The sequence below is a fragment of the Thermosphaera aggregans genome, assembly GCF_014962245.1.
GTDB lineage: Archaea > Thermoproteota > Thermoprotei_A > Sulfolobales > Desulfurococcaceae > Thermosphaera > Thermosphaera chiliense.
In genome coordinates, this window is record NZ_CP063144.1 from 1173070 (window position 1) to 1198302 (window position 25233).

Below are 25233 nucleotides of genomic sequence, written 5' to 3' on the forward strand. Positions count from 1 at the left end.
GATACTTACTCCTTAATACCTCTTGATTTTTGATACTCCTCTATAAGCTTCCTTATTCTTGACCTGGTTTCAAAAGCCTCTATCAGTTCCAGTTCCTCCCAAATATGACTAGCGGTTTCTTCAACGCTCCTTTCCAAAACCACGTAATCTTCTACTTCACCTAGTACTTCAGCCTTCACAATGGGAATCCTCAATACCCTGGAATCCACGGCTTGATCCTTTGAAGTCACGACATATCCCTTGATGGATTTTAAAAACTCTATTGTTTTTGACTCGATGATTCCTAATTCGGGCGTGAAAACCCCTTTGTGCCTTCTAACCTTTTCCTTCAACAAGTCATCCTCAACAATTTTGTTCAAATTAACGGCTTTAGGCAGTAGGATATGACTCCCTTCGGAAACCTTTACTATCAAATCTCTTAGCCACTTACGCTCTTTCTCCAAGGCTTCAATAAGGTTACGAGACTCCTCCAGCCTCCTGGTAAGATTCGCCAGGTTCACCTCTAACAGTGAGATTTTTCTCTCGTAGTCTTCATCATAGGTTTTCCTTGACTTAAGGAGTCGGACTTCGGTTTCAAGATCCTTCAGCATCTTCTCCTTTTCCTTCAGATCGTTCGAAAGCTTAAGAACAATTGCTTCTAAACTCCTAACTCTCTCCTTTAACCCGGAGTCGCTAACCTTCTCGAAATGCGTTGAGGGTTTATGTTCGATTTCAACCGGCTTAGAGTGTTCTTGAACTCTTCTCCGATATACTTGTTCCAAAACCTCCGAGAGAGACCTACCCTTGATTACCTCCGAGATTACTGAGTAGGCATCAACACCTTCAATATTTCTCAACTTAGATTTCACTTCGAGAATAGTGTTTAGGTAATGCCTGTAGGCTTTCAGTGCCGCCACTAACGCGTCCCTGGCGTGAGAATCCTCGATCTGAAAATCATAGGTCTCTTTCAACTCGCTAACGAGCTTATTCTTCTCATCAACAGTTATGTCGCGTTCAGGAGCGTAAACTATTGCACCCAGAAGGGCGCCTATTTTCTTAACCAGTTCCGGTGGGTTTGAAACATCGGTGGCTACAACAACCACTTTGCCATAACTGGAAATTGTGGAGATTATTTCATATCTGTCGATGGTTCTCCAGCTTTTCGCGAACACAGGGCGGCCGTCTAAATCAACGAGCGCTACTCCAACAGTCATCCCAGGGTCAATACCCATTATTAAGGGTCTTTGAAGCCCTGTGCTCGCCACTAATGGTGTTGACTTGAACGGCTTCACCACAATCTTAACGTTCTTATAGCTTACTGGTTTGATCAACCCGTAGAGGCTTTCCCTAGGCGCGTAAACTATGAAAACACTCTTTTCAAGCCCCCCGCGGCTTTTCTTAACCATCATATCGTATTCAAGATTGTTCTCATCCAGTATCTTCTTAACCTCCTTGGTAGCTTGTAGTATCCCTGCTTTTATACTGCGTTTATAACGCTCCTGGCTCATCCCTCCCTGCGAAACACTCCTCCCTCTTGTGATGATAATCTTTGTTTTATTACTGAAAACCTGAACCTCTGAACCATAACCCTTGGAAGCCGCTACGGCGTTGAGATAGGCTGTTTTCAGCGGGGTTAAATCCATCCTGCTCCCAAACAACTCCTTGGAAAGCTCCCTTGTGCTCACGAATTCTGCTCCTATCTTAGTTACCTGGACAATTTTACACGTATGAGGTATTAGCTCCATTAATTTCTCAAGCTTATCAACACTGCTTGCGAGTTCGAAAACATTGTCAACCGCTATCACGTCAACATGGTGTTCAATAACCAACCGTAGAACCTTGTACAACGGGAGGTCCTCGTATGAAGCTACTAATTCACCATCTTTAAGAATCACTGCTGAGTACTTGGGCTCTTTAGAGCTGAGAGGGGAGCTACCGGCTTGAATATCGATTCCCATTATCGTGGTAATCCTAGTCCACCATCACGTTGATTATCCACTTGAATTATTTATGAGTTATACTACCCTAATATTTTCTTCAACGCGTCTTCAACCTGTATGTTGACTCGATAGACTTTATAGAAGAATTTAACCAAATACTCCACATCCCTTCTCAACAATTCCATCGATGAAGGATGGTCTTTGTAAACATACTGGGGCCAATCGATTATAAATGGAGCCTCATCATCTATTCTTACTATTATATTGTACTCGCTTAAATCACTGTGAACTATTCCAACCTCCTGATACGCTATTCTCAACGTATCTATAGCCTTCCAAAAAACTTCTTCAGGGTTTTCAAGTTGAGGCCTTCTGTAAAGCTCCACGCCTTCCACGTACTCGGTAACGACAACGTGTCTGTCATAACCGAACGGGATGGGGACAAGTGCCTTCTGTAAGGACAGTTCTTTCAAAGCCTTAAACTCTCTCTCAGCCGCAATCCTCGCTTGCTTATACCATGACGTGTGCGGTTCCTGAACCCATGTCCTCAGTATTTTGGTCCTGCGGAAACTTGTACGCCCTAATCTAAGGAATTTAACCGCAACCCTTACTCCTCCAGGCGCTAAGCCGACGTATATTTCGCTCTCTTTTCCAACACCTATTTTATCACCCAGAGCTTCCAGAACGTTTTTCCTCACCAAGCCGTTGAGAGCCAGCATATCATAACCTAGGTAGGTGAGCCTATAACTCTTATACCCAGCTACAGTTTCTTTTTTCACCATTTTCAACCTGCTCAACTTGCTAAGGATTAGTGTCAAGTGTTCTTCGATAATCCTGGTTCTTTTCTCAATTAATTCCAGCGGAACATACTCGTATTTTGAAGAGTACTCTTCAATTGCTTTCAAAACTGCGAAATCTTTTTCCGTTAAGCTTTTATAAGCGAGCCCTATGTTCAATCAAAACCACTCCTTGCATGGATTTTGTCCAAAGCCTTCAGCAATGCATCAACATGCGCTTTCGTTACATGAGGCATTATCACCGCCCTAGCCGCTTGAAGGGAGGGAGACTTGTAAAGAAATATTCCCTCCTCAAACAGCTTCTTAACCATCTCAACGTAGTCGTAGAGTTTAGACTTCCACACCACGATAGGCAATACTGGTTTGAAAACCTCTACAAACTCTCTACTATCAAGCTCCTTGAATAGATACAGAGCCGTATCCTGCTGTAGGAGCGCTTGCTTTTCATAACCCTCTAACCCTATAGCTTTAACCACGGCCCATGAGGCCACGAGGGATGCTCCAGGTCTAGTGCCTAGCAGTCCACAATTCATACCGGATGGTAAATAGTTCATTTCAAAACAGGCTTTTCCAACATATGTTTCATCCCTGAAAAACAATAGACTTGATGGGATAGGCGCTCTACCATTCTTGTGCAGGTCTACCGAGATGCTGGAGACGCCCGGGTAAAACGAAAGGTCTGAATCAATGATCCCATGTTTATGGAGGAATGGGATTAGCAACCCGCCGAAGGCTGCGTCAACATGCAAGTAGACATCGTGTTTCAACGCTACTTCCGAGGCTTCTTTAACCCTGTCGACAACTCCTGACTCAGTTGTCCCAGCGGTCACGACAACGGCGAAGGGATTGTAATCTCTAACATATTTTTCAAGAATATCGGGGTCGACAGGGCTTAAAGGATTCACAGGTATCTTAACCAGCCTTGAACCCATGAGTAGACACGCCTTGTCGATGGAGGCATGAACGGTGGAGGGAGCTACTACTACATCACTCTTACCCCTGGAAACCCTTTTTGCCACGAACAATGCTAGTATATTGGACTCCGTACCCCCACTGGTGAACAACCCGTATCGAGAGCCATACAGGGATCCTACTGTCGCGAGCAGTTCTTTCTCAAGCTCTTGAACTATTGGAAACACCACTGGATCGTTACCGTTAACATGAATGAACAATTGGTAAGCGTAAACCCCTATAGGATGAGGCCACGTGGTCATGGAGCCGAGAATTGCTCCTTCAAAATGTTTTGGCGTCCGCGAATACCATTCCTTCAACTGGGAAACGATCTCATCTAAATTCTCCAATAAAATCCCTCAAGAATTTATTTTAAAAACAACTTTTCATACTCTCTTAGATACTCGACACTCGTGGATATGTCAATGAATAGCTTGCGAGCCTCCTCAACGTCTTCTACATGGATTTTTGAGTCGCCTCTCTGCTCAGCCAATATTCTAGCAGGCTCCATCAGTTGGACAGCATACCTTAAACTGTGTTTCGAGCCTATTTCCACTAGTTTGTCAAGGGCCTTGGGATCTAGCTCAACCTCTTCCTCCTGGGCTCTTATCTTAATGATCTCCCTTATCTCGTCCGCGTTATATGGTCTTGTGGGAATGATCAGCAATCTGTCAAGCAGGTCCAGCGGCATGCCGTGAGGAGACTCCATATCTGTCCCCCTAATCCTCGCAACCCCTCTGTTGGTAGCCAGTATTAGAATAGGCGCGAACTCGCTCTCCATCGCCCTTGTTAGAAAGCTGAACGCCTCTATATCTAACATGTGAGCATCATCAATAAATAGAACGCCGGGAACTATTGCTGCCTTCTTCTCCTCAATCCATTTCCTCACAGTTTCATCAGCCTGTTTCCTAGCTTCTGAAGGGATCTCCCTTTCCAGGGTGAAACCGAAAATGGACACTAGAGGCCTCTGAGCTGCAAAATACATGTCTAGATCGTGGAGTGTTAGAACATTCACTATTTCCTTCTCCTTCTTCACGGGGCCCGAAGGAGTTTCAACAATCCTCCTTGTTTCAACATCATAGGTTTTAACATCCTGGAACTCTCTAACCCTCCCCTCCCTGTAAACCCTGCCTGTTTGAGCATCAATCCATATGACATCGCCTTTCCTCACGCCCAGCTCTAATATCTGATGGGTAACCTCCTCGGGGACTGTTAAAGTGACTTCCTCATCCCTTGAAGCCAGCGTTATCTTCGCCTCACGTGGAACAGTTAAGTAAGGAACCAGAGGGTGTTTAGCCCTTCTTATCACGATGTTTTTCACAACGCCTTCGTAGACAAGCCTTCTCTCGGTTAGTCTAACGCCAAGAGCTTTTCGGACAGCCTCCATTAAAATCTCGGTCTTCCTTTTCTCGCTACTGTAAACCTCGCTCCCGCTCATTATTACGAACGGGGTGTCTTCCCCAAGCTCTCTAGCGATGGCAACAGCCAGTGCTGTTTTACCAGTGCCCGGGGGCCCGACGAGCAGGATACCCCTTCCAGAGATACGGCCCTCCCTTATCATTTTAACAACTATTCCAGCAGCCTCCCTTGCCTCAGCCTGCCCCACCAACCCGTCTGCGACCATAATGGCTTTTCCATTCTCGTCGAGACCTAACCCTCTGATATGGCTGTGCGCACTAATCCTTCTAACCCTGTATGATTCAACCCTTATCTCGCTCATCCCCATAACCCCTAGGGTACTATATCATAAAATAGTTAATTCGGAAACACTGTTTTTAACGCTAAACTCAGTGCCGCTGAATTCTTCATCAACCCCAGCCCCTAAGGCTTCGAAACGAGGTCTTCATCATCGTTGAAAACATCACTTGAACACTATTTCTAATCTTAGACTAGAGAGGTTTAAAAAAGCGTTTACATCTAGCTATTAACAAGATGGGCGTGCGATATAAATGAGGTCTCCGAACGAGATATTGAAGCAGCAAGTCGAGGAAGTGTTGAAGCGGTTGGGGGACAAGGATTCTCTGAGAAAAGAGATAGAGAGGTTAAAGCATTTAAGCTCGGTCCTTGAATCAGGAGAATACCCTCCCATAGTGAACAACATCTTATACTATTCCTTCAACGCGGCTTTGACCAAGCTGTTTGAATTGAAAGAGTATTTGAAGAGTAAGGATAATGAAATAGAGCTCTACTACCTTCTCCGCGAGGCAAACACTGCGTTAGAAACATATGTTGGTAGTTTGAGAAGCTCGCGCAGGAGGGAGATAATTCAGCTTTCACTACCAATATACTTATCCGTAATTGTCTACCTGATCGGGGCGATAACGGACCCCGTGGATATAAACATTCTTACACTGGTTTTAGGAATACTGGGAGCGGGGCTCACATATCTCACTATTATTGGGGGATACGTTGCGATAATTAGTGCGTCACTATTAAACATTGCCATAACGTTACTCACCCAGGGATTAAAATCCCTTGGCAATGTCGTAATACACTTGCTCATACTTGTCTCAGCAGTTACTTACGTATATATAATGTTCTCGCTAAAATCCGAGGAGTACCGTGAGAAGCTGAACAAGTTGTTCACAGATACTTCGCAAGTGATTGAGAAGGTTGCGGAACCCGCGGATAAGCGGGAAGTGGATGAGTTGTTGAAGGAGATTCAGGCAACCCTTTCCGTTCCCACAAAGCAATTACTCAGCTATAAAGCATCGGTCATGGTTATGAACGGTTTCAGGCCTGAGGAGCTGAAGAAAATCCTTTCAAAATATGTTTATTAGCTGATAAACTATATTACGGATTATATGGTTCCACAATTATTGAGGTGTGCGTGATGCCCAAAGAGCAGGCTCAGCAACCCACGGCTGAAAAGAGTAAAGAGGTTAAGATTGTTGCGAAGCAGGTGTTTACCCTATCCGATGTTGAGAAAAACCCGAGAGCCCTGAGACTTCTCTACGTCATAAACAACGTAGGGAGCATAAGCGAGAAAGCGCTTCAATACCTTCTATACTACATGAAGGAGTCGGGAGCCGATCTTAAATACGCGTTTACAATGATAGGCGGCGTGCCAACTTCTAGAGAATTGCTGAACGAAATCCTCAGCCTCAAATACGTCGGCCTGTTAGAGTCCCTGCCGAATAGGAAGATCGTTCTAACAGGGCTTGGGAAGGAATTCCTGGCAAATCATTTAAACACTCTAAGCGAGGAAGAGAAGAACTTGCTAAACAAGGTTTTGGAAGATGTTAAGCCGAAAATCGTTCCAATCGATGCTGAAGTCGATATAAGGTTGAAAAGGCAGGGTAGAAAGTAGGTTTTCGATTCTCACTCAAATAGTTAATTGAACAGGAGACCTCCTAGTCTCCTTCTCCGTTTTCTCGAAACCAAACAGCGGGTTGATCTTGCCCTCTGATGCAAGGTTTTTCAAATGCTCACTGAACTTGCTGGTGTGCTCAATATCTAATTCTATCAGATCATAAAGCAATACTCTCAGTTTCTCCCACAGCTCAACAAGCATTTCACGAGGCATGTGATTAGTTATCATAGGGTCCCTTAGCCACTGGTCAAAAGCCTCAATAGTTCTCATCATATGCTGGAAAGCGGTTCTCGAAAGTGTGATCAGTGTCAAACGGTCGGCTTCCTGATAGTTTACCTCTGCCTTCTCGAACAGGTTTTTCACCTCGTTCTGGCGCTTAACCCATGCATCTAAACTTGCAAACATATCACTCATCTCGCTCCCCATGTGAAATATGAGTAACTCCTACTTTATACTTAACCGTTAATTGAACCTTCAACTACGCTTAAATGCAGATCAAAAACTTCAGGGGTCACTCAGAAAGATTATGTGGCAATCCTTTCTCCACAATAACTGCTGGAAGCTTATCCCTGAACGCTTGAAGGAATTTTTTATCGTTCTCAGGCTTCCTCCTGTTATCCGTCAACAAGTAAACTATTCCCTCCTTCACAGGGTACCATCTGTTGCAACTGGGACAGTAGAGCACACCGGTTTTAATCCCAGTTCTCAGGCATTCGCTACAAGGGTATTGTTCTGAAGGCTTAACCTCTTTCTTCAGGTATGCGCAGTAAGTTTTACAGAGCGGAAACTCCATGTTCGACGTGTCTACATCCTGCACCTCGCTTTCCAAAACTATGAGTTCAAGCGGGTGGTGCTTACAGTGAACGCACCTGATGAAATCCATGCCCCAATATCTCATCATTCTGAGCCAACCTCTTTCACTATTTTGTCAATCCTCTCAAATATACTCTTGGCTTCGCTCTCGCTCCTAGCCTCCAGCATTACTCTTAACAAGGGCTCAGTACCGCTGGGTCTTACCAGCACCCAGTAATCTCTCCCTATTACCTTAACACCGTCTATTGTTATCAGCCTTTCAGTCTTGAACTCTTCTTTAACGCGTTCAACAACTAATAGGGCTTTATCCCTCCCCATCTTATACTTCGTCTTTATTGAATAATAGTGTGGGAGTGAATCATACAGCTCTGAAGGAGTCGCCTTAAACCTTGCCAACATCTCAAGGTAGAGGGCCAGGGTCATGCCGCCATCCCTCACATACTGGTGTGGCGGGTACATGAAGCCCCCGTTTTCCTCGAACCCGCACAACGCGTCCCCGCCTTTCTTCATAGCGTGAGCTATGTCAACGCTTCCAACTTTCAGCCAGACGACTTCAACACCGATACTTTTCATAACGTCTTCGATAACCATGCTTGATGACACGGCCGTGTAGACTCTTCCCTGCTCGCCTCTTTCAGTCTTTAGATACTTTGCCAGGAGAGTGGCGGTTCTATCGCCTGATTGAACTCTGCCCAGGTTATCAATGAATATTGATCTATCCGCGTCACCGTCGTGGGCGACTCCAAAGGTAAGTTTTAAAGACTTCACCACCTGTGCTGTTTCAGAAATATTATCAGGCGTAGGCTCCGGGTTTCTGCTAGGGAAGCGCGGGTCTAGGCTACCGTTTAAAACCACGTATTCCACGCCAAGCCTTTTAGCTATCTCCGGCGTGGTTAAGGCGCCAACACTGTTAGCAGGGTCTATGAGTATTCTAAAATTCCTCGACGCTATCAACTCCCTATCAACTTTTTCAACAACCCCATCCACGTACACTTGGTTGACAATGCCGTATGGCTCAACAGAGTGCGATATGGCTTTCCAGTCAATGCTTCTAAAACGGCCTTCCCAGAAAATCTCCTCTAACTCCTTCTCTCTATCCCTGTCAAGCTCTATTCCATCAGGACCTATTACTTTAATCCCATTATACTCTCTCGGATTATGGCTTGCCGTAACCACTACTCCCCCGTCAAACCCGAGTGTTTTAACAGCGTACTGTAGCGCAGGTGTTGGAGTCAGCCCTGCATCGTATACTTTTATTCCAAAGTAGAGAAGCGTTCCCGAGACCATGCGAGCGTATGCCTCGCCGCCAGCCCTTACATCCCGGCCCACAAGCAACCTAGAGCCAGGGGGAAAGAACGTGGCAATGGCTTCTCCAAGCCTAACCACGAACTCAGGGGTTAGCTCCGTGATTAGTCCTCTAACCCCATCGGTTCCGAACAAGCCGTGCTTGAACAATACTTACCCCTCCGATACCTCAAGAATGTCTTCCAGCATTTCCATGATATCTATCTCACCGTCTTTGAGCTTAATATTGATCTCAAACCCGTTATCCTTGAACCATTTGTAAAGACTTGCTGTGAGCTCGTTGAACTCGCCTATAACATCCTCAACCAAGTCTCCGACGTCCTCGCTACCGGATAAAACAAGGTCTTCTATAAACTCCCGCAAACTATTGTCGAATGAAAGCTTTACCACAACTTTATTCCCGCTGAAAACAATGTCCAGGTAGACAGGCAGTAAGTGATGTAAAACCCTGAGCTTGTTGCCAACACCTTGTACTTGATACCCCTTGGAAACAATCATATCCACCAACGACTGTATGCTCATCAATGAGCACCGTTGGAAATCATTTTAAACCTCTTATTTCACTAATCACTATAAGTATATATTTTCCCAAGGGGTTATAAGTGGTTAAGCTAATGATTGTTTCGGTTAGAAGCAGTGACAAACTTGGAAAAATTGTGCAAATACTTAGGGACTCCGGTAAAGACGTCTTAATAACTGACAGGGAAACTCTTAACATGCTGGTAGGGGAGAAAATAATAGGTAAAAACTTCAAGGGAAGCCTGTACTTATTTAATTTCTCGTCCCCAGAAGAGGATTCTTTGAAACTCTTCACAATGTCTAAACCTAGCGAAGTATTCATTTGCGATGAGGCTGGAAAATTGGAAGCCTTCTCCAGGTTCGTTAAACTGATTCCCGGTTTGAAAGTCTCCGTATGCTAGTTTTCAACCCCTAATATGTATTTCAACAACATCCTTATCCTCAACCACATGGTCTAATCCTACTCTCTCCCCAGGGTATTTTGAAGAACTGCCCCAAACCCTTGCGTACTGGAATTTCTCCACGAAATCCTTGTGAATACTTATGGCAACATCGTAGATGGTTGCTCCTTTGCGGAGAACGAGAGGTTTATGCGACGGCGGAGCGTTAGGTGCTTTAGTGTAGACTCTTACTAGCTCCAAGTACCGGAAGATCTCGGCCCCTATCTTGTCAAGCCCTAACCCTGTTTTAGCTGAGCCGACTAGTATGGGCCCGTTAAACCTGCTCCCCAGCTCTTTCACCACACTATCATCGGGATTGTGAGCATCGGCTTTGTTGATGAACAATATGGAAGGCTTATAGGTTATGTTCTCGAAAATAGCTTGTTCAACATCATCAATAGTAACCTCCCCGTAAATCTTGACGTGCGCATTGTAAATCTTGTAGCTCTCGAGCAGTTTTCTAACATCCTCACTTGTCGCATTGATTAAACGACCCATTAACGTAACCCTGATCCCGGACTTCCCAGACCTGTATGTTTCTAATACAACGCGTCCCCTCGGCTTGGTTAAAAGTATCCCTTCCTCTTCTAATATCTCCTTGACAACGGTGAACTGCTCTAAAACATCCTTAGTGGCGTCTAAGACGATTAAGAGCGCGTCTGCATTTCTAGCCAAGCCGATGATTTTAGACAATAGCTTGCTCCCGGGGCTTAACGGTGGAGTGTCAACTAGTTGCAGCAAAACATCCTCATACCTCAGCATACCTGGTACCGGGAACGTCGTGGAGAACTCGTAATCAGCAACCACGGTCTTAGCACCTGTTAACTTATTGACCAGCAGGCTCTTACCGGTATTAGGCAATCCTATAACGCAGATTTGGGCGGAACCTTCTTTCTCTATGAAGAAGGTTATCCCTCCGCCTGTCCTCCTCCTTTTCTTCTGTTCTAACTCCTCGCGAAGCTCCGCTAGCCTCCGGCTTGCCCAATGCCTTAAATTCTCCGTTCCCTTATGCTTTGGAACGCTTGACAAAAACTCCTCTATAGCAGCTATTTTCTCCTCTGGAGTCTTAGCCTCCATTACCTTAATCCATTTAGCCTTCGCCTCGGCGGGGAGATTTGTCGGCATTTTTTAACCCTTTCAACCCTACGAAATCCCATAAAGTCCTGGGCTTTCTCTGCTTCAAAATAAACCAACCAGGTGCTTTATACTTTAGTATAGACCATGATTTTCTGACAATAGGAGGCGGGTGTTCAAAAGAGCTATATGCTTTGTTAAGCCACTCCACAGTCCTAGAGTCAGATGGGTATCCCGAGCCGAAGTCACCGTGAACACTAATGTTTGAACTAATCGACAAGTCTCTCGATACTTTCGCAATAATACTCGCAAGGGAGACCACAGGGTATTTAGAATCTGCTTCGCTCTCAAACACGAGCTTGTATTGTTTCCCGAACAATTTAGAACACTCTTTCTCAACAACCTTTTTAAAACCCTTTACCTCGTCAACATAGATTTCCACCAGTTTTCCATCCAGGCTTGAAAGGAGAGTATTAAAGAATCGAAGAATCCTGATTATGCTTCCAGCGGTTAGAAGATTCAGGTTTTCACGATCGATCTCCGCAGGTGGAATATAATCTATGTAGAACGAGACATTAGAGTTTTTCAAAGAAAGGAATGATTCAAGCCTCCCCCTAGGAGTCATGGTTTTACTATCTCTTAACTCAATCCTTGCAAGCAAATCCTCGATCGCATCCTCCTCAACCATCACTCCTGCTACAACCATGTCTCCTACTAGCGGGCCTCTCCCCGCTTCATCTATACCGATAAGATACTTCTTCATTAGATTTCTCCTTAAATAATGAAAAACTATTTCTTCTTGGGAAAGACGACTTTTATGAAGTGTTTGCTGGGATCCCGGGTTATAGTAGCTCCGGAGATATCCACGTCAGAAGGTATTTTCAGCTCAACCTTGTATCTTTTAAACGATACATTCCTGTGAATACTCCACTTCTCAAATTTTATTTCTTTGACAAGGTCGCACTCGATTTTCAAAGTCGATTCTGAAATCCTTACCGATAAAGCATTGAGGTCTCCGTAAGGCAGGTCTAAGACTATTTCGTACCTGTCAGGATATTCCGTAACCGTGTACAGTGGCTGAATAACGCCTGAGTAAGTCTGACCCAACTCTTCTTCAATCTCAGCCTCAAACTCTTCCATTAAATCCCTCATCCTCCTCCTAATCCTGTCAAAGACATCGTGGAAGCTCATGAGCACCCACCTTACATGTACATTAGCGGCATTTGACGCTCCATCTGCTTCTGCATATCCATCATCGCCTTCCTCGTCTGCATCATTAAATCCCTTGTCCTGAGCTTTATCAGCTCTGCCTCCTCAAGCAACTTCTTAGTATCAACCTGTATCCCGGCAAACCTGCTTAATGCTGCTATTCCAAAAGCAGCTGCCTCCGGATCCGGTATGTCTAGGAAGGATTCAACTAGGAATACTACTGTTGAAAACCCTTTCCTCCTCCCTTCTTTCAGTAAGAGAGCGTAAGGACCTACTATGAAGCCTTCACGCAGGGCTTCAATGTTTTCCCCTTTAAAAGAAGCGTAGACTTCCTCCTTGCTTGATGCTACGAAAACCTGGGGTTTCTCCAGCTCAAGCCTGTTTGGAACCGCGAGCCCGGTAACGGCTAAGAGGTATTCAACACCTACTTCATCAGCGTAGCTGGAGATAGCGTTGACAAAGGGGTAGACACTGCCCGGGATTAAAGGTATCTCGGATAATACCATGAGAAAGCTCCTGTCCTCCGGCATGTAGAGCTGTACAGGGCTTATAGGGGAGGATTCATGGATGACTGAAACGGGTGGGAGAAGAGTTGGAGAATCTATCTCGCCAACTAATCCCAGTTTTTTCTCCATTACAATGTGGCGGCACGCAATAGATGATACGAGTCCGACGTCAGGAAAACATAGGATCATGTATTTAGGGGTCGGAGTAGCGTATGCATCATAATATTCGTGTATTTGAAGCTCGTTAAACAAGAGGGTTCTTCTAGGGCGTCCAAGCATTCAGCACTCCTCAAATTTAACCATAGACGTGAAGGGTTTAATAAATCGTCTTAGAAGCCCTTGGGAAAGGCTCAGCTACCCCAGGGGATGGAATTCATCCATTAATCATCCTGGCACGACTCTCTTCATCGCTAATATTCAGTATTGTGATTCAAAGCTTTTAAGCGCTAAAAACGTTTTGAACGTTTACAATGCTCCGTATCTCTCCATCCATTCCCTGTAGGATTCAAGCCAGTTAGGGTCTATACTGGGTTTCCTAGTCTGAATCACCTTGATAATGTCTTCAGTTGTGATTACCCTCTCGGGCTTGCCCTTGTTCTCGCCTTTGCTGATGATCATCTCGTTAATCTCCTCGGCGACATTGTTTTGCACCTCCTTTATTATGCTGGAAATATCCGCGGGAGTGTAGTACTCTGTTATCTCTGCTAGCTTATCGTAATCTATGTTCTCCACAGGGTACACTTCCTTCAGCTTGCTCACGTAGTGTATGAAGAGTTGCTTCCTAATCTCCTTGTTCGGCTGGGGAACATAGATTCTTTTCTCAAATCTTCTGATAAAACCTATGTCCAGGTTCCAGGGCTTGTTGGTAGCTCCAATGATGAACAAGGGAAGCCTGTTATTCTCCTTTTCCTTTAACCCATCCATCTCCTGCAGGAACTGGTTTCTCATCCTGCTCTCCCCGCCTATTTCGTTTCCGTAAACCTGTAGCAAGCCGTCAACCTCGTCTATGAAGATTATGACAGGGGTTCCATTGTTCGCGATTTCACGCGCCTTGTCAAATACTTTCTTCACGTTTTTCTCAGCATCACCAAGCCACTTGCTCATGATGGTTGCTGGACTAACGTTTATGAGAACCGCGTTAATCTCGTTAGCTAGTGCAAGAGATATTTCTGTTTTACCGCAACCGGGTGGGCCGAATAAGAGTATGCCTTTGGGCCAGCCTAGAGGGTAGAGATCGGGCGTTCTAACAGGGTAGATCACGGCTCTTTTCAAGGCTTTCTTAACATCTTCAAGGTCGACCAGGTCGTCAAACTTTTTCTTATTAGCCCTCTTCTCCGGGGTTAAAACCTCTATGTCGTCAGAATCGCTGTACTTGACGTCTCCTCCTACTTTCTGCATTTTGTCAAGAGCTTTTGTGAGAACGTTTATCCGTTCCTTATATTTTTCGATCAACTCCCTATACCAGTCACTCATTGCAGCATCAGGGTAGAGTTTCAAATACTTGCTGAAGAACTCAATAGCGACTTTATAGTATTTAATAGCGGTCTCATAGTCCCCGCTCTTATCAGCAGCTACGGCTTTATGCGCGTATTCAACTCCTTTGTCAACCAAGTACTGCATGCTCATGAAGATCACCTGGCAAGATATTGTTTAAAAAGTGTTGAATTTTAGAACCTCTTCAGCTTGATAACTCCTTTAGCCTCAAGGTTTCTGAGAGCTAGGTAAACGGCTTCCTTCTTAACCCTGTACTTGCTGATAAAGTTTGATACATCTAGTATTCCCCCTTTCGACCTGAGCTCGTCGAGAAGCCACTGCTCCACGACGTGGAGGGGTACATCAACCGGCTCAGGTTTCTTAACCACTATAGCCTGAGGTTGCTCATTCACCACAGTAGTAGTCTCTGGCATCTTGACCTCACTGGGCGGTGGAGGTGGGAGCAGTGTAGAATCCTCCTTTTTAACAGAGGGTTGTGAAACAGTTTTAACAGCAGGGGCTGCCGTTGCTTTCCCCGTTAAACCGGGGGAAGGCTCTGCAGCTGTTTCAATAATTATATCCTCTACTTTCTTCCTCAAGCTTCTCAGCTGGTTAAGTAGGTCTGGAGCTATCTTCGCCACTTCAGGCTCTATTCTCTGCAACTCCTCCATGACCGCTGGTAGTTCTTTCATCGGCTCCTCAACGTATGCGAGGGTTTCAAGCCTGTATCTAACTCTGGCGAGGTCCAGTATTGCTTTTTCAAATAGTGTCTTATACCCTACAATATTGTTAATCTCCTCGTTGATGATGTCTTGGAACTCTTTGTCTCCCTCAGAGTTTAAGAGTTTGGCTCTTTTCTGATGCTCTTCGAGGACGGAATCAAGGCTTTTCTTTGAAGACTCTATAGTCCTAATCATCCTGTCTAATGTGGCAACGGATTCGAGAATGCTCTTCTTCATTGGATCCCTAGCCCTGATTAAACCGGTAAGTTTTCCAAACAAACCAATTCTAGAGTAACTCGTGGATGCAGACATGTTTCAAGTACCCCGTACGAGCCTGTAAGAAAATGCCCGTGAAAAACATTTTTAAATGCAAGGATGAATATTAACGGGGTATTACTAGCCTTCTAAAACAACAACCTGCATGGGCTGCTTAGACTCCTGGGCTGCAACGCCTTCCTCCTTCTTCACAATGATATCCTCCGGCCGGGTCTCAAGGGCTTCGATCCTCTCCAAATGCCTCTTAACGCTTTCCTTCTCCAGCATTACCACGTCCATGTTCTTCCTGACAAGGTCCATCGCCATCTTATAGGATTTCTCGGGTATTTCACCGCCCATGTAGCTTACCTTTAAATTAGTCATACATTTCTCAAGCTCAACCACAATATCCTCTATCTCGTAGAGCCTCTTCCTCAACATCTCCTTCACGGCCTTAGCATCCTCTTTAATCTTCATCAGCATCTCGTCGAGCTTCTTCTTGTATTCTTCGTAAGCGTGCTTTGGAACCTCATTGTTGGTTTTCAACTGTTCCAGCGCTGCTATCCTCTTCTTCAACCTCTCAAGCCTGTTCTCCGTTAGAACAGCATTATACTCCCACTCCGACAGCAGGATGATGTTGCCGTTTTCAAACTTGAACCTGTCTATTGAGAACTGCTTGAACTCGAAGTCCCCGATGCTTACTTCTAGCGAGGTAACGTTGCCGTCGGAGTCGCTGTAGAAACTTATCAGGTAGCCTATTCTGCGGCCGTAGGGATCATTAACCGGCTTACCGAGAAACTCATCTATGTTCTCAACCTTCACACCCATCATTTGATCCACCGTTGAGGTAATACCAAGAGAATACTTTAAAAATCCTCAGCCCAATTGAGAGAGCATTCTTCCATGTCCCATTAACTCACGGGCGGAAATAACTCGCACTGTGAAATTATTGAGGATTTGTGTCATGTTAATGTTAAGCGATTTCTAAATTCTAAATAAAGTTTATCAACATGATTCCCTTTCATTAATAATTTACAATGTTATAAAAATCAATAAATTATTAAAACATGGATATTGTAATATTGTCAGAAGCCTGGTAGCTGGCATTGCCGTAGCGGCTGCCACGCTTTTAACCATCATCATCACTACTATTTAAGTCGAAAAGGATTAATAAGTGATTGCTAAAAACCCTCTCCTGATTTACCTGCCCGAGGTTTTAAATTCCTATCCAAAAGGATCAGTGTCCAGGGACCAGGAATGGGGTTCGAAGACGCATACAAGATATTTAACGCGCTTGGAGGAGTCGTGGACAAGATAACGGGTGTTGGCGGAGTACTGTTCTTGGTAGGGTTCATAATAGTGTTTACAATATTCATGGGATTCGTGGTTACACTACTGGTTAGAGCTATTAAAATGCTGCCTAATATGACGCCGAGCCAGTTTCTAAAGTTCACCTTGATAATGGCTATTAGCTTGATGATAGTTGGCTTACTGATTCCTTAGGAAACACGATAAAAATGTTTTTGAAAAAACACTATTCTCACGGCTTTCTCAAGAAAACGCCGAATCCAGGATATCTTGGATTATCCAGCTCCTCTTCAATTTCTAGTAGACGGTTGTATTTAGCAGTCCTCTCTCCTCTCGCAGGAGCGCCTGTCTTGATGAGCCCAGCGCATACTCCTACTGCAATGTCAGCTATGGAAGTATCCTCTGTCTCGCCGCTCCTGTGGCTTATCACGGTTTTATAGCCGTTGGTGAACGCTGTTTTCACGACCTCAAGGGTTTCCGACAAGGTTCCAACCTGGTTGACCTTGACCAGTATAGCGTTACCTGCCTTGGAATCTATGCCCTTCCTGAACCTTGCGGGATTAGTGGTGAATATGTCATCGCCAACAATGAGCACCTTGCTTCCCAGCCTTTTCGTGATCTCGGCGAATCCTTCGAAATCCTCCTCTTGCAAGGGGTCTTCAATACTGACTATTGGGTATTCATTCACTAGTTTCTCATAGAACTCTATCAATTGATCTCGGGTGTACTCAGACCCTTCTAGAACGTACACTCCTTTATCCTCCCTATAGAACTGACTGCTCGCCACATCCAGCGCTATGACAACCTGGTTCCACGGATCGTATCCTGCAGCTTTAATCGCCTGGATTAAAATATCGAGCGCATCCCTCACTTTCTCTATTGGAGGAGCATACCCGCCTTCATCCCCAACGTTAATGGCCTGGGGACCATATTTCTCTTTCAAAATCTTCTTCAAGTCAAAGTAGACCTCAACCGCGGCCTTAATGGCATCTCTGAAAGAGCTGAATCCTGCTGGGACGATCATGAATTCCTGGAAGTCTAGCTTATTGCCCGCGTGAACTCCCCCGTTTATTATGTTAAGCATGGGGACAGGCAGCGTGTCGGCCACATACCCTCCTAGGTAAGCGTACAGGGGTAGCCCCATCGTGGACGCGGCTGCTTTGGCAACGGACAGACTGGTCGCCACTATCGCGTTGCCGCCGAGCCTGCTCTTATTGGGTGTTCCATCTATCTCGATCATCTTCCTGTCAATTAGCTGTTGCCTACGGGAATCCAGTCCTATCAAGGCAGGGGAGATTATTTTGTTAACGTTTTCAATGGCTCTTGAAACCCCTCTGCCTTTAAACTCCTTCCCCCCATCCCGTACCTCAACTGCTTCATGGATGCCGGTTGAAGCACCGCTTGGTGCGTTAGCGATTCCCACGCCCAAGCCTTCCGTCACGGTTTTGACCTGTACGGTTGGATTGCCTCTGCTGTCAAGGATCATTCTGGCCTTTATGTCTTTTATAGCGAATGATTCATCATATATGTATGACGTAATGTACAAACTCGACCACCAAAGGGATTGATGAATGAACCAGATTATAGGTTTAACCATAGTGTACGTTCCCTACCTGACGTGGGCTTTAATGACTAAGTTGTTTTTCAATAAGATCAAGAGCCCTAGTGTCTACTGCTTCATCACGCACAGTCTTTACATCTCATCCATACTGTTCATAGGGTTTTACAAGCATGAAGAAGGCTTGATAAGGGAGATAGCGGTCTTGAGCACGGTGCTTGGGCTAGCGCTCTACCTATATTTCATCAAGTCGAGGAAAACCTTTTTGAAAACCGTTTTAACGCCCCTACCATATTTAATATTCTACACCATATATTTGTTAGCAGGTGCTTGGTGATAAGTGTTGAACAGCCCCAAGAAAGAGTCAAGCCTTAAATGCCCTAGATGTGGTTCAAACAACATTGAAGTCATTAAATCATGGCAACTAGTAGCTCCCATCCCAGACGCTCAAGGAAGGATCACGGTTACTATGATGGGTGTAGTGAAGTGTGGAAGCTGCGGATACAAGTGGAAAACCACCATTAGCAAGCTTAAAGTCGGCGGGAAATCCGTTGAGATTGAGGGCGGGAGCAGTAAGAAGGTTTTAGAGAGCGAAAGCGAGGAGAGAGAGGTAAAGGAAATTGTCCTCGACATATCAGACATTCTTAACGAAAAGGATTGATAAATCAAGGATAAAGCACTACGCGTGGATGATTGAAGTCGCTTTTTCAATCCTGCTCATAATCGTTATCTTAAATCCCGCAATACTTTCAAGCCTAACAGGTTCGCAAGCCCCGATGGCGGTTGTTAAAGGAGAGAGTATGCTCCCCGTTTTAAGAGAGGGCGACATAGTCTTCACATATAAGCCAAGCCCTTCAGAGATAAGGGTGGGCGACGTGATCGTTTACAAGGCTTACTCGAACAAGCTGATCATTCACAGAGTCGTAGATGTTAAAATCGTGAATAATAACTACTACTATGTTACAAAAGGCGATAACAATTCCGGACCCGATGTCATATATTTTGATGTGGTTAATAATCGCCCGTTAGGGATCAGTTATGAAAGAGTTGTTGGAAAAGTCTTAAGCATTAACGACATTGTTGTTAAGATACCATATCTTGGCTACGTCTCCCTCTGGTTTCAGGAAATCCGTTCTTCACTTACCTAATCCATTCCTACTATACAGCAGGTTGAAATCCTGGAGGACCTTATAATGTTTAAGTATTGTTTACTCCTCAAGTACAGAAGAGGTTTCTCAACACTGTTGTTTTAAAGCATTTAAAATTATTTGCCACCATAAGCGTGCTCAATAACTTCCACGACCCATTTTCCTGTTGACTTGAGTTTCTTAATCTTTTCTAAGTAATCCTTGAACGAGATCCCCTCCTTCTCCCTCCACTCCTCATAAACAGAGTTAATCTGTTCCATAGCCTTATAATGATACGTGCAGAAACCGTTGGAAAACTCTTCCCTGTTGCAGATGGCGCATTTATTGGGCGGGGTATATATTCCGAGTCTTGATGAAAGTATTTGCCCCACTTTCTCCCTGTTTTCATTGAATTTCTTAATTAACACGTCCAGCGTGTTCCTAGCCTCACTTATCACTTGCTCCCTTTTCACAGCCCCTTTCTTAATGTCATTCATTAATCTCTCGAAATGCCTGGTTAACTCAACTTTCACCAGCTCGGGGAAGAATATCTCAAGTGTTTCAACAATCCCTAACCCCAGGTCTGTGACAACGACGCCTCGAGTAGTGTTAACCAAGTATTTTCTCTCGAAAAGCTTCTCTATTATTGTAGCTCTCGTAGCCTCCGTACCTATTTCAACACTCTCCATCCATCTCAACATCCCGATTTTACTAATCCTCTGAGGCGGCCTAGTATACGCGGTTTTAACGCTGACCTCGACAATCCTAACCTTCTCTCCTTCCCTAAACCTGGGCAATGCTTTGACGCTTGGTTTGTGGAATGGATAGTATTTGTACCAGCCGAGATTTCCAATACCCTGTCCTGTCGCCTGGAAAACAATGTTCACACCTGGCAGGGCAAATTTCGCCGTGGAACGATAGATTACTGCACTACCCGCGAAAGCTGCTAGGAATCTTCTAACTATTAAATCGTAAACAGCCCACTGATCATTGTTCAGTTTAACAGGCTTGACCCCCGTGGGATATATGGCTGGATGCGCTGGATCATCCTTGTCGCCTTCAACGGGTTGCAAAAAGCCTTTCGTCTCTTTTAAAAGCTCTGAGACAAGACCGCTGTAGTTTGATATCTGCGAGATCTTGGTCAATAAGCCCTTGAAATCCAGCCCTCTGGGCAGTTTCTGGCTGTTAGTCCTAGGGTAGCTGATGAGAGCGTCAAGATAGAGTTGCTCAGCAATTGACTGGGTTTTAGACGGGCTGTACCCGTAGATTCTCGCAGCCTCCTCCTGGAGGTCGCCAAGATTGAATGGAGGGGGTGGGGATATCGAACTAGTATGTTCCTCGTAGGATTCCACCGTTAAAAAGCCCTCCTTCCTAATCCTCTCAGCGAGAGCGTATGCTTCATTCTTCCTCTTGATCGGGTTGTTAACTAATTCCAGCGTTATTTTCACGCCATCCTTAGCGATGGTTGGGATAACGCTGTAAACCGGGGTTGGGATGAACAGGTTCCTCTCTTTCTCTATGTCGGAAACGTATTTTAGAGTAGGGGTTTGAACCCTGCCAGCGCTTAGGATGATTCTTCTCTTTGAAAAGCTTTCCACAGTTCTCATTAAGGCTCTGCTTACATTGATACCCCATAACCAGTCTAATTCGTGCCTGCAAAGCCCTGCCTCAATCATTTCATAATCGAGCCGGGTTAGTTTCTGAAACGCCTCCCGCAGCTCTGAGGGGGTCAGGCTTGAGAATTTTGCTCGGAAAGCCCTGCTGGGGTCGCCGTTGAATTTAATTATCAAGTAACCTATCACACTACCCTCGATATCGTAATCGCACGCGTTCACGAAGTAGCTACTGGAGGTGCACAGTCTTCTCAAAGCCTCCAGGTAATTGAATGAGTGCGTCTTTTTCTTTTCAACCTCGTATAATGGAGCCCACTGGTAGGTGTAAACAGGGTAGCCGTTTTCCCGAGTTGTTAGCCCGTACAAGTGTCCAACTGAGCTTGCAACAATTATCTGGTGGATGCCATCGCGTATTTCAAAGTAGGTTACATTATTAATATTTCTTACAAAGTACTTCTGGCTTAATGCATCAGCTATTTTCCTCGCAGCCTTAGGCTTTTCAGCAATTACAAGTACCTTTCCCTTTAAATCCCATATACTAGTGTACCCCGATCCCCGTCCAACCGCGTTGGAGGTGCGGTTCGCGTCCACCCTGAACAATCATAAACCCCGTGGAAAACTCTATTTTCCAGCAAACCCTACCCTACCGGTATTGGCGTGACCATTACTAGTAAAACTAGGTAGGGAATTAAATAATGCCATGGCCTCTCATCATCATACTGATCCGCGCTACCGGGGTGTTGTCCTTTAGCAATATAGCCTCTTAGGATGAATACTACTAAGGAGAGCAGCAGGTAGTAGTAGCCGGCAGCATAATTCATCAACATTAAAGACAGCCCAGTTACAGCTAGCAGTGCAATAACAATTTTCCCTAGTTTTTCATGAGCCCTAGGCGACATCAAGCTTCGCAGAACATGTCCTCCGTCGAGCTGACCTATCGGTAGTAGGTTTAGAAACGTTACGATGAATATTATGTAGGTTATGAAGAGCAGTGGATGTATCAGCAAAACCTCCCCGTTCACAGGCTTCAGCATTAGAAGTAGCTCCAACCCTAGCGTGGTAAGGGGCATTGCCCCTATTTCCCCGGCTTCAGCTAGTTCGACAGCCTTCTCGTACGGGATTGACACTGAGCTGAACACTCCTACAACCCCTATCAACAACCCTGCTAAGACCCCTGATAACGGGCCTGAAATACCTAGCCTCGCTAAATCTCTTCGAGAAGGTGGAAGAGTCTTCATCATTATCACAGCTCCGAAGGTCCCGATGAAACCCAGCTGAATAGGGGGCGCCGGTATGAATATAGGCCCCTCTATCAGCACGCCCTCCCTCTTGCTGGAGAACACGTGTCCGAGCTCGTGAACGCCTAATGCGAGCAGGAACAGGAGAGTGTACACTACGGCTGTTGCGAACGGATTTAAGCCAACAGGTATTCCAAGCTTTGACGCTATCTCTGCGAAGCCGCTTGCCAGCCCGTAGCCTGTTAACCCGACTGTGAAAAACGTGGTGATCGTGAGGACTTGCTTGAACGGGATCCTTCTCTCGGGAATAGGTAGAAATCTTAGAACAGGGCGCTCACTCTTTATTTGTAGAACCATGTAGTGGTGGTTTTCAATGAAGAATTTGTAAATGTTCGAGAAAGCATCCTTGTCAACAGGTTTCTCAACGTAGAAGTCGAATACTTTTCCGAAACTACTCTGATACTCACTATACCCTACTACTAATATTCCATGTTTCGAGAATTGTTGATAAATACTTTCTAACATCTGTTGTGATGAGTTTGCTGACTGGAATGAGCTCGTATTTTCCATCCTCAACCCTCCTACGAATAGACATTGGTAAACTTGTTTTTAACAGCTCATATATCGCTACTGCAACAGGGTCTTTGATTTGGATACCGCTAACATCTATGAGGGTTGGCGCCCCCAGCGAGAGCTGGAGGGAACGTGCCCCGATGATTCTCGCTAATTCAAACCTTGTGAGCCTTGATGCAAATACTTCCGAGTATATTTTCCTAACATCCACACTCATTCTCTTAAACACCTTCTTAAAGCAGGGCATTATTGAAAAATGGTGTAGAGGATTTATAAATTAAAATCTTTTCGATTGAAAAAGAGGTTTACGGGCTCCTTACTCGAAGCTCCCCGGAGGTGGTGTTTCGCCGCCTTCTTTCTTGCCCTTTTCCTCCTTCTTCACGGGGCTTGCAGCAATTATGTCGTCAATCTTCAATATCGTTATAGCAGCCTCCGCTGCAGTCTTCACCATGGATTCTTTAACAAGCAGAGGCTCTACTACGTTGTACTCAAGCATATTCTCCCTTACCTCTCCGGTCACGACATCGATCCCTGCGTACTTTTTGCCTTCACTGTGGAGCTGCCTCAGCTTCATCAATGTTTCTAACGGATCCTTACCGCTTGACTCTGCAAGTATTAACGGAATCTCCTCTATGGCTTGTGCGAATGCCTCGATTGCCAGCTGCTCCTTCCCTCCAACTTTAGCTGCGAACTCCCTTAACCTCATAGCCAACTCGATCTCGACGGCGCCGCCTCCAGGCACTATCTTCGGAACCTTCATAACATTCCTCAGCACGTTTAAGGCGTCCTTTAGGCTTCTCTCAATCTCATCCATCACCATGTCGTTTGCTCCGCGAATAAGTATTGTCACAGCCTTCGGATTCTTGCAGCCCTCGATAAACACCATTTTATCATTACCTATTCTCCTCTCCTCTACCAGCTTAGCATAGCCTAGGTCCTCGGGTTTCAAATCCCTAACGCTACTGACTATTTTACCTCCGGAAGCTCTCTCTAACTTCTCAAGGTCGCTTCTCTTAACTCTTCTCACAGCCATTATCCCCTTCTTGGCGAGGAAGTGCTGGGCTACTTCATCAATGCCTTTCTGGCATATCACAACGTTAGCGCCGGTGGAGGCTATTTTCTCAACCATCTCCTTAAGCAGGTTCGCCTCCTCATCAAGGAATGCCTTAATCAGCTCGGGGCTGGTTATGTTGATTTTAGCAGTGATCTCTGGCTTCTCAACCTCTAAGGCCGCGTCCAGCAGTGCTATCTTAGCGTCCTCAATCCTTCTCGGCATCCCTGGGTGAACAACCTCTTTATCGATAACGATGCCTTTTATCAGCTGAGTATCGATAACGTTTCCTCCCTTCTTCTTCTCTATTTTAACGTCATCGGTTCTGAAATCAAATGTCCCGTTCTCCTTGGGCTCTGCAACTGTTAGAGCGGCCTCAATAGTCATGTCAGCCAGCTTGTTGGATATCACGTTCCCTCCAATGTACTTGCTGGAGATTGTTGTCATAACCACTTTCTTCAAAGACTCCCTGTCAGTGGGCGATACCTTGTACGCTATGTCGCTGAGTATTTTGAGCGATTCTTTCAGAGCCTTTGTGTATCCTTCAATAATAATGCTGGGGTGGATGTTCTGGTCTAGGAGCTCCTCAGCCTTCGCGAGGAATGCTCCGGCAAGGACTACGGCACTGGTTGTGCCGTCACCAACCTCAGCGTCCTGGGCCTTTGCCACCTCAACTAGCAACTTAGCAGCAGGGTGTTGAACCTCCATCTCTTTTACAATTGTGGCTCCGTCATTCGTCACGGTTACGTCTCCAAAACTGTCAACCAGCATTTTATCAAGTCCACGGGGGCCGAGACTGGTTCTTAAAACCTCAGCCAATGCTCTTGCAGCAGCAATGTTCCCGCGCAATGCCTCCCTGCCAATGGTTCTCCTCGTCCCTTCCTTCAACACGAGTACAGGTATTCCATACATTGCCATTTCTTCTCACCTAATCATTCTATAGAATCCATAAATTAATAGACATAAGGGCTTCTATATAAATTTTTCGCATCGGCTAACACTACCTGAAAACTATTAAAGTGTTAAAAACAGATTTAATACAAGAACCGTAAAGTGAGTTCAATGTACGAGCTCAACAGCAGGGAAGAGTTTGAAAGAGCACTAACCGGTAACGAGCTAGTTATCGTAGAGTACTACTACCCGGGGAGTCAGGAAAGCGCCATTTTAAGCGAAACGGTGAAAGAGTTGGAAAAGCTGATCGACCCGAACATACTCGTCTGCAAGGTAAACGCGCTAAGGGAGGACATAACGGGTGAAAAACTATCTCACACACCAATGGTAAGGGTTTACTACCAGGGGGCAGTGATTTTCGAGCAGAAAGGGGTTTTCGAAAACCTTGAGATGAATATTCAGGTTTTAAGACGGGGAATCCGCTCAACGCTCGCTTCAAAGGGCGTGAAAATAAGAGTCTGACCCGTGAATCAATCCCCGTTTAATTGTGCTGAATAATTCTCCACCAGGTTGAAGTC

28 protein-coding genes are annotated in these 25233 nt (G+C 45.2%); 8 read left to right on the forward strand and 20 right to left on the reverse strand.

What is annotated here, in order from left to right; genetic code table 11:
• Positions 1-5: 5 nt before the first annotated feature.
• From IMZ38_RS06555 to IMZ38_RS06570, 4 genes are all read right to left on the reverse strand, one after another.
• Positions 6-1937 carry a DUF460 domain-containing protein gene (locus IMZ38_RS06555; protein WP_193436071.1) on the reverse strand — a complete coding sequence of 644 codons (1932 nt, stop codon included), beginning with the start codon at positions 1935-1937 and terminating at the stop codon, positions 6-8.
• A gap of 62 nt (positions 1938-1999) precedes the next feature.
• Positions 2000-2875, reverse strand: coding sequence for an RIO1 family regulatory kinase/ATPase domain-containing protein (locus IMZ38_RS06560; protein ID WP_193436072.1), 876 nt, complete (start codon positions 2873-2875; stop codon positions 2000-2002).
• Positions 2872-4017, reverse strand: a complete 1146-nt coding sequence (locus IMZ38_RS06565; RefSeq protein ID WP_193436073.1) for an aminotransferase class V-fold PLP-dependent enzyme — start codon at positions 4015-4017, stop codon at positions 2872-2874. Before IMZ38_RS06565 ends, IMZ38_RS06560 begins: the two co-directional genes overlap by 4 nt.
• A 17-nt stretch (positions 4018-4034) precedes the next feature.
• Positions 4035-5387: a RuvB-like helicase gene (locus tag IMZ38_RS06570; RefSeq protein WP_193436074.1), complete on the reverse strand. Its 1353-nt coding sequence runs from the start codon at positions 5385-5387 to the stop codon at positions 4035-4037.
• Positions 5388-5616: 229 nt separating this feature from the next.
• Between IMZ38_RS06570 and IMZ38_RS06575 the strand changes: the two genes are divergently transcribed.
• Together IMZ38_RS06575 and IMZ38_RS06580 are read left to right on the forward strand one after the other, a co-directional pair.
• The gene (locus IMZ38_RS06575) at positions 5617-6447 is read left to right on the forward strand and encodes a hypothetical protein (protein WP_193436075.1); all 831 of its coding nucleotides are present in this window, start codon (positions 5617-5619) and stop codon (positions 6445-6447) included.
• 53 nt (positions 6448-6500) lie between these two features.
• Positions 6501-6977, forward strand: a complete 477-nt coding sequence (locus tag IMZ38_RS06580) for a hypothetical protein (protein WP_193436076.1) — start codon at positions 6501-6503, stop codon at positions 6975-6977.
• Between the two features lie 15 nt (positions 6978-6992).
• Here IMZ38_RS06580 and IMZ38_RS06585 read toward each other — a convergent pair whose 3' ends face one another.
• The 4 genes from IMZ38_RS06585 to IMZ38_RS06600 form a co-directional block, all read right to left on the reverse strand.
• Complete coding sequence (locus IMZ38_RS06585; protein ID WP_193436077.1) at positions 6993-7394, reverse strand: DUF2153 domain-containing protein; 402 nt, start codon at positions 7392-7394, stop codon at positions 6993-6995.
• Positions 7395-7491: 97 nt separating this feature from the next.
• The gene (locus IMZ38_RS06590; protein WP_193436078.1) at positions 7492-7881 is read right to left on the reverse strand and encodes a Trm112 family protein; all 390 of its coding nucleotides are present in this window, start codon (positions 7879-7881) and stop codon (positions 7492-7494) included.
• The gene (gene glmM / locus IMZ38_RS06595) at positions 7878-9248 is read right to left on the reverse strand and encodes a phosphoglucosamine mutase (RefSeq protein WP_193436079.1); all 1371 of its coding nucleotides are present in this window, start codon (positions 9246-9248) and stop codon (positions 7878-7880) included. The genes IMZ38_RS06590 and glmM overlap by 4 nt, the downstream gene beginning before the upstream one ends.
• A 3-nt stretch (positions 9249-9251) precedes the next feature.
• On the reverse strand, positions 9252-9620 hold the full coding sequence (locus IMZ38_RS06600) for a hypothetical protein (RefSeq protein WP_193436080.1): 369 nt from the start codon (positions 9618-9620) through the stop codon (positions 9252-9254).
• Positions 9621-9700: 80 nt separating this feature from the next.
• Here IMZ38_RS06600 and IMZ38_RS06605 point away from each other — a divergent pair, with 80 nt between their 5' ends.
• On the forward strand, positions 9701-10018 hold the full coding sequence (locus IMZ38_RS06605; RefSeq protein WP_193436081.1) for a hypothetical protein: 318 nt from the start codon (positions 9701-9703) through the stop codon (positions 10016-10018).
• Positions 10019-10021: 3 nt separating this feature from the next.
• Here the strand turns inward: IMZ38_RS06605 and IMZ38_RS06610 are convergent, their stop codons facing one another.
• The 7 genes from IMZ38_RS06610 to IMZ38_RS06640 all read right to left on the reverse strand — a co-directional run bounded on the left by IMZ38_RS06610 (position 10022) and on the right by IMZ38_RS06640 (position 16127).
• Complete coding sequence (locus IMZ38_RS06610) at positions 10022-11182, reverse strand: OBG GTPase family GTP-binding protein (protein ID WP_193436082.1); 1161 nt, start codon at positions 11180-11182, stop codon at positions 10022-10024.
• Positions 11148-11894 carry a ribonuclease HII gene (gene rnhB / locus IMZ38_RS06615; protein ID WP_193436083.1) on the reverse strand — a complete coding sequence of 249 codons (747 nt, stop codon included), beginning with the start codon at positions 11892-11894 and terminating at the stop codon, positions 11148-11150. The genes IMZ38_RS06610 and rnhB overlap by 35 nt, the downstream gene beginning before the upstream one ends.
• A gap of 26 nt (positions 11895-11920) precedes the next feature.
• On the reverse strand, positions 11921-12322 hold the full coding sequence (locus tag IMZ38_RS06620) for an Hsp20/alpha crystallin family protein (RefSeq protein WP_193436084.1): 402 nt from the start codon (positions 12320-12322) through the stop codon (positions 11921-11923).
• Positions 12323-12333: 11 nt separating this feature from the next.
• A complete protein-coding gene (locus IMZ38_RS06625; protein WP_193436085.1) occupies positions 12334-13125 on the reverse strand; it encodes a proteasome assembly chaperone family protein in 792 nt (263 codons plus the stop codon).
• Between the two features lie 186 nt (positions 13126-13311).
• Positions 13312-14472 (reverse strand): AAA family ATPase, encoded by a 1161-nt coding sequence (locus IMZ38_RS06630; protein WP_193436086.1) that lies wholly within the window; start codon positions 14470-14472, stop codon positions 13312-13314.
• Positions 14473-14513: 41 nt separating this feature from the next.
• The gene (locus IMZ38_RS06635; protein WP_193436087.1) at positions 14514-15353 is read right to left on the reverse strand and encodes a hypothetical protein; all 840 of its coding nucleotides are present in this window, start codon (positions 15351-15353) and stop codon (positions 14514-14516) included.
• An 84-nt stretch (positions 15354-15437) separates the two neighbouring features.
• The gene (locus IMZ38_RS06640) at positions 15438-16127 is read right to left on the reverse strand and encodes a CdvA-like protein (RefSeq protein ID WP_193436088.1); all 690 of its coding nucleotides are present in this window, start codon (positions 16125-16127) and stop codon (positions 15438-15440) included.
• Between the two features lie 426 nt (positions 16128-16553).
• Between IMZ38_RS06640 and IMZ38_RS06645 the strand changes: the two genes are divergently transcribed.
• Positions 16554-16799: a hypothetical protein gene (locus tag IMZ38_RS06645; RefSeq protein WP_193436089.1), complete on the forward strand. Its 246-nt coding sequence runs from the start codon at positions 16554-16556 to the stop codon at positions 16797-16799.
• A 37-nt stretch (positions 16800-16836) separates the two neighbouring features.
• Here the strand turns inward: IMZ38_RS06645 and eno are convergent, their stop codons facing one another.
• Complete coding sequence (gene eno, locus IMZ38_RS06650) at positions 16837-18150, reverse strand: phosphopyruvate hydratase (protein ID WP_193436090.1); 1314 nt, start codon at positions 18148-18150, stop codon at positions 16837-16839.
• A 25-nt stretch (positions 18151-18175) separates the two neighbouring features.
• Between eno and IMZ38_RS06655 the strand changes: the two genes are divergently transcribed.
• The 3 genes from IMZ38_RS06655 to IMZ38_RS06665 are packed head-to-tail and all read left to right on the forward strand — an operon-like array spanning position 18176 to position 19310.
• Positions 18176-18499, forward strand: a complete 324-nt coding sequence (locus tag IMZ38_RS06655; RefSeq protein ID WP_193436091.1) for a hypothetical protein — start codon at positions 18176-18178, stop codon at positions 18497-18499.
• A 3-nt stretch (positions 18500-18502) separates the two neighbouring features.
• Entirely contained in the window at positions 18503-18823 is a 321-nt protein-coding gene (locus IMZ38_RS06660; RefSeq protein WP_193436092.1) for a chromatin protein Cren7, read from the forward strand.
• The gene (locus IMZ38_RS06665; protein ID WP_193436093.1) at positions 18783-19310 is read left to right on the forward strand and encodes a signal peptidase I; all 528 of its coding nucleotides are present in this window, start codon (positions 18783-18785) and stop codon (positions 19308-19310) included. The genes IMZ38_RS06660 and IMZ38_RS06665 overlap by 41 nt, the downstream gene beginning before the upstream one ends.
• A 116-nt stretch (positions 19311-19426) precedes the next feature.
• On the opposite strand, the gene IMZ38_RS06670 is transcribed toward IMZ38_RS06665, so the two are convergent.
• The 4 genes from IMZ38_RS06670 to thsA form a co-directional block, all read right to left on the reverse strand.
• A complete protein-coding gene (locus IMZ38_RS06670) occupies positions 19427-21493 on the reverse strand; it encodes a DNA topoisomerase I (RefSeq protein ID WP_193436968.1) in 2067 nt (688 codons plus the stop codon).
• A 47-nt stretch (positions 21494-21540) separates the two neighbouring features.
• Positions 21541-22665, reverse strand: a complete 1125-nt coding sequence (locus IMZ38_RS06675) for a site-2 protease family protein (protein WP_193436094.1) — start codon at positions 22663-22665, stop codon at positions 21541-21543.
• Positions 22607-22960, reverse strand: coding sequence for a DNA-directed RNA polymerase subunit K (locus IMZ38_RS06680; RefSeq protein WP_319637040.1), 354 nt, complete (start codon positions 22958-22960; stop codon positions 22607-22609). The genes IMZ38_RS06675 and IMZ38_RS06680 overlap by 59 nt, the downstream gene beginning before the upstream one ends.
• A gap of 69 nt (positions 22961-23029) precedes the next feature.
• Positions 23030-24682 (reverse strand): thermosome subunit alpha, encoded by a 1653-nt coding sequence (gene thsA / locus IMZ38_RS06685; protein ID WP_193436095.1) that lies wholly within the window; start codon positions 24680-24682, stop codon positions 23030-23032.
• Between the two features lie 144 nt (positions 24683-24826).
• On the opposite strand from thsA, the gene IMZ38_RS06690 reads away from it, so the two are divergent.
• Entirely contained in the window at positions 24827-25177 is a 351-nt protein-coding gene (locus IMZ38_RS06690; protein ID WP_193436096.1) for a thioredoxin domain-containing protein, read from the forward strand.
• The last annotated feature ends 56 nt before the right edge of the window (positions 25178-25233 follow it).

Excerpts from the sequence above, each read along its gene's own strand:
- IMZ38_RS06610 (WP_193436082.1), bottom strand. The coding sequence starts at position 11,182 with ATGCCGACAAATCTCCCCGCCGAGGCGAAGGCTAAATGGATTAAGGTA.
- IMZ38_RS06630 (WP_193436086.1), bottom strand. The coding sequence starts at position 14,472 with ATGAGCATGCAGTACTTGGTTGACAAAGGAGTTGAATACGCGCATAAA.
- IMZ38_RS06690 (WP_193436096.1), top strand. The coding sequence starts at position 24,827 with ATGTACGAGCTCAACAGCAGGGAAGAGTTTGAAAGAGCACTAACCGGT.
- IMZ38_RS06635 (WP_193436087.1), bottom strand. The coding sequence starts at position 15,353 with ATGTCTGCATCCACGAGTTACTCTAGAATTGGTTTGTTTGGAAAACTT.
- IMZ38_RS06590 (WP_193436078.1), bottom strand. The coding sequence starts at position 7,881 with ATGATGAGATATTGGGGCATGGATTTCATCAGGTGCGTTCACTGTAAG.
- IMZ38_RS06680 (WP_319637040.1), bottom strand. The coding sequence starts at position 22,960 with ATGCCCTGCTTTAAGAAGGTGTTTAAGAGAATGAGTGTGGATGTTAGG.
- IMZ38_RS06580 (WP_193436076.1), top strand. The coding sequence starts at position 6,501 with ATGCCCAAAGAGCAGGCTCAGCAACCCACGGCTGAAAAGAGTAAAGAG.
- IMZ38_RS06585 (WP_193436077.1), bottom strand. The coding sequence starts at position 7,394 with ATGAGTGATATGTTTGCAAGTTTAGATGCATGGGTTAAGCGCCAGAAC.
- rnhB (WP_193436083.1), bottom strand. The coding sequence starts at position 11,894 with ATGAAGAAGTATCTTATCGGTATAGATGAAGCGGGGAGAGGCCCGCTA.
- IMZ38_RS06640 (WP_193436088.1), bottom strand. The coding sequence starts at position 16,127 with ATGATGGGTGTGAAGGTTGAGAACATAGATGAGTTTCTCGGTAAGCCG.
- IMZ38_RS06570 (WP_193436074.1), bottom strand. The coding sequence starts at position 5,387 with ATGAGCGAGATAAGGGTTGAATCATACAGGGTTAGAAGGATTAGTGCG.
- IMZ38_RS06625 (WP_193436085.1), bottom strand. The coding sequence starts at position 13,125 with ATGCTTGGACGCCCTAGAAGAACCCTCTTGTTTAACGAGCTTCAAATA.
- thsA (WP_193436095.1), bottom strand. The coding sequence starts at position 24,682 with ATGGCAATGTATGGAATACCTGTACTCGTGTTGAAGGAAGGGACGAGG.
- IMZ38_RS06645 (WP_193436089.1), top strand. The coding sequence starts at position 16,554 with ATGGGGTTCGAAGACGCATACAAGATATTTAACGCGCTTGGAGGAGTC.
- IMZ38_RS06600 (WP_193436080.1), bottom strand. The coding sequence starts at position 9,620 with ATGAGCATACAGTCGTTGGTGGATATGATTGTTTCCAAGGGGTATCAA.
- IMZ38_RS06575 (WP_193436075.1), top strand. The coding sequence starts at position 5,617 with ATGAGGTCTCCGAACGAGATATTGAAGCAGCAAGTCGAGGAAGTGTTG.
- IMZ38_RS06655 (WP_193436091.1), top strand. The coding sequence starts at position 18,176 with ATGAACCAGATTATAGGTTTAACCATAGTGTACGTTCCCTACCTGACG.
- IMZ38_RS06555 (WP_193436071.1), bottom strand. The coding sequence starts at position 1,937 with ATGGGAATCGATATTCAAGCCGGTAGCTCCCCTCTCAGCTCTAAAGAG.
- IMZ38_RS06620 (WP_193436084.1), bottom strand. The coding sequence starts at position 12,322 with ATGAGCTTCCACGATGTCTTTGACAGGATTAGGAGGAGGATGAGGGAT.
- IMZ38_RS06675 (WP_193436094.1), bottom strand. The coding sequence starts at position 22,665 with ATGTTAGAAAGTATTTATCAACAATTCTCGAAACATGGAATATTAGTA.